This window comes from Mesorhizobium sp. M7A.F.Ca.CA.003.01.2.1, assembly GCF_003998945.1.
GTDB classification, from domain to species: Bacteria; Pseudomonadota; Alphaproteobacteria; order Rhizobiales; family Rhizobiaceae; genus Mesorhizobium; species Mesorhizobium ciceri.
Genome location: NZ_RZRA01000762.1, coordinates 1 through 2,855, shown reverse-complemented (window position 1 = coordinate 2,855; position 2,855 = coordinate 1). Strand labels below are relative to the sequence as shown.

The 2,855-nt window shown below is 59.1% G+C and carries 3 protein-coding genes and 1 tRNA gene; 3 read left to right on the top strand and 1 reads right to left on the bottom strand.

Translation table 11 applies throughout. The features are described from left to right. Positions 1 to 503 (bottom strand): septal ring lytic transglycosylase RlpA family protein (locus EN969_RS25095; RefSeq protein WP_245467493.1); only part of this gene is annotated, 503 nt, incomplete at its 3' end. A 434-nt stretch (positions 504 to 937) separates the two neighbouring features. On the opposite strand from EN969_RS25095, the gene EN969_RS25090 reads away from it, so the two are divergent. The 3 genes from EN969_RS25090 to EN969_RS25080 form a co-directional block, all read left to right on the top strand. After that, a complete protein-coding gene (locus EN969_RS25090) occupies positions 938 to 1,273 on the top strand; it encodes a hypothetical protein (RefSeq protein WP_013531580.1) in 336 nt (111 codons plus the stop codon). Positions 1,274 to 1,635: 362 nt separating this feature from the next. Continuing rightward, positions 1,636 to 1,725, top strand: a tRNA-Ser gene (locus tag EN969_RS25085). A gap of 217 nt (positions 1,726 to 1,942) precedes the next feature. After that, a partial coding sequence (locus EN969_RS25080; RefSeq protein WP_127419483.1) for a hypothetical protein occupies positions 1,943 to 2,855 on the top strand: 913 nt, incomplete at its 3' end.

Sequence of the window (2,855 nt, the reverse complement as noted above, 5' to 3'; positions counted from 1 at the left end):
ACCTTCACCTGAGCGGTGCCGGTGTTGGCATAGTCAAGCATCTGGGCAGCGCGCTCCGATACGTCGATGATGCGGCCTTCGTGATATGGGCCGCGATCGTTGACGCGAACGATGACCGAACTGCCGGTCTTGAGATTGGTGACGCGGGCATAGCTTGGCAGCGGCATGGTCGGGTGCGCCGCCGTCAGATGGGTCATGTCGTAGACTTCGCCATTGGCGGTAAGCCGGCCATGGAAGGCGTCGCCATACCAGGAGGCGAGGCCGACCTTGGCGTAGCGCTTGTCTTCCTTCGGGTAATACCACTTGCCACGGACCTGATAGGGTTTGCCAAGCTGATCCCTGCCGCCGCCACGTTGGATGCGCCCGTTCCGGGAGATCACACGCGGGCTTGCCTTCACGCCATATTCGGATTCGGCGAAATACTCCTTGGAGCGGGTCTTCTTGTTGACCATCGCTTTCGGCTCAGGCTGCGACGCGCAGGCGGCCAGCAAGGCAGCCGACATGGCGAACAACGCGACGGTAGCAGCGCGACGAAGACGCGGTGGCGTCACAGCCTGCATTTTCCTGATGTCCCCTTCAGTCTCAACTCAAGGCGTCGCGTTCAACCACCAGAGGAGCCAAAACACTCACCCGACAATACCAACGACGCTTAAAACCCCGATCCTTTGTGCGCAGGAATTGCTTATCACGGTATTAACCGATTGTGGCCGCAACCGGGCAAGATTGTGGCGTCTCCACCGTAAGAGCTCTCTGAAAAGTAACGGTTTTCGTGCTTCCACGCGAGAGATGTGATGCCCTCTGCCACAGAAAGCCTGGCTTCGCTCCTGCCCGCCGTGTCTGCCGGTTGACCGGGCTTTGTCGGGCAGCGGACCGACCGCCGGAACAAAGAAATGCGCCGCTAGTTTCATCCGCAGGGCACTCGAACAGAAGGACGAGCATGATGAAAATGACTTCATTGATGGTCGCGATCGCGATGTCGCTTTCTGCCGGGTCTGCGATCGCCGCATGTCCGGACAAGTCAGCTTCGAACACCGGGACCGATGCCGGACAGACCGCCGGTATTTCGAAAGATGGAACCCACGCGCCTTTAGAGACTCCGAAGGCCATGGGCAACGCGAACAAGCCAGCCGCCAAGGATGGCACCACGATGCCATTGGCGGGCGCTGAAGGCGGGGGCGACAAAAACCTTGCAACCTCGCAGCAGGATATCGAGGCGCAGCAGCACGGTGATAAGGCCGCGGCGGCAAAGGCGGACGAAAATTGCAAAGACTGAGGACCGTACAGGCCGGAGCCGATTTGCAGCTTCGGCCTTCCTCACCAGTAGCTGTTCCCTTGGCGAAAGTTAAATCTGCGGGATACCGCAGCTGTCCCAAGAGGCTGACCCGTAGGGATTCGCCAGTCGGCGGGCTCCTTCTTCATCATGCACCAATGGGATAGCGAGTTCCGGTGCTCGATTCCGACAAACTCAGAGCCTGCCAGGACGGCAGGAACCGACACAGTGGTGGTTGACGCAGCCCTCAATGCCGCTTTACAGGAATGAGGCGTGAACCAGCCGGGAGCGCCTTCGGTGCCAATCCGGTGCCACAGGCCAAACGAGTTGGCCCCGCGCTGCCCAAATGGTTGAAAAACCACGATGGAGGAATGGCCGAGCGGTTTAAGGCACCGGTCTTGAAAACCGGCGTGGGTGCAAGCTCACCGTGGGTTCGAATCCCACTTCCTCCGCCATTCGATCGAGAAGGGCATACAGAGCATACAGAACTGAGTACGCCGATTTCCGCCTCCGTGGACGTAAGGGTGAAGCGTCAAACATCATGTCTGCTTTCTCCTGACCTTGGGCGTCAGCACTGGTAACCCCCCTGCTCATTCGACGTTCTATCCCTTGCATCGACCGCAATCAGAGGTATGCTAACACTTCATTCTGGTTGTATATTTCGCAAGGCTTATGGGATATTCGATCTCTCACGAGCGCCTGTCGGTAGTGATCGGTCGCATATATGAGGCCGCCTACGATCAATCGATTTGGCTTGACGTGGTCCTTCAGTTGCAAGCCATGTTTCATGGCTCCAGAGCCTGTTTCTCGGGCATCGACTGGGCCAATGTCGAGGATAGCTTTTGCGTCTCACCGAGCCGCGACCCCTATTGGGACAGGATTTTCCTTGACCATTTCGCGACCAACGAACTCTTTGCGCCGCGTGTGGCCGCGCCGCTTGGCCGGGTTTTTAGCGACACCCAGTTGATTGGGCGGCACCGTATTGAACGCACCTCCGTCTGGAACGAATGGATGATGCCGCAGGACATGTATGACGGCATGTTCTGCAATCTGCGCGCGTCGGAAAAGAACTACTGGTTTTTCGACGTGCAGCGAGGCCGAGGGCAGCCGGCGTTCGACGCCGATGATCGTGCGATGCTCGCCCTGATCACGCCTCATCTGCAGCGCGCTGCGGGTTTGGGCCGACATTTCGAGGCGCGACCTGTGCTCCGATCGCTGCTCGGCCACCTGCCCTTCGCCGGCTTTATCGTCGATCCGCGCCTGCGCATCCTTGACATGAATGACGCCGCGCAAAGACTTTTGGTACAGCCGATCACTCTGCTGACGGCGAACGGTGGCCATCTGGCCACCTCCGATTCCACGCAAACCCAAATGCTGCAACGTGCGGTCGCACGAGTCTGCCGGGTGGACGAGAGCGAGTTTCCCATTTCGGCTGCCGATTTGATCTTGCGGTCGGAGCGCGGCGACCAACTGGTATTGTCGATTGGATTGTTGCCCGACGGCGAGATGTTCGGCCTGTCGGCTGGACCTTGCGCGGTGGTGCTGGCGCGCGAATCACGTTTGGCCCTGTCGACGAGCTTAGCCG

Bases quoted from the DNA above. Each gene is read 5' to 3' on its own strand.
- EN969_RS25090 (WP_013531580.1), top strand. From the start codon at position 938: ATGATGAAAATGACTTCATTGATGGTCGCGATCGCGATGTCGCTTTCT.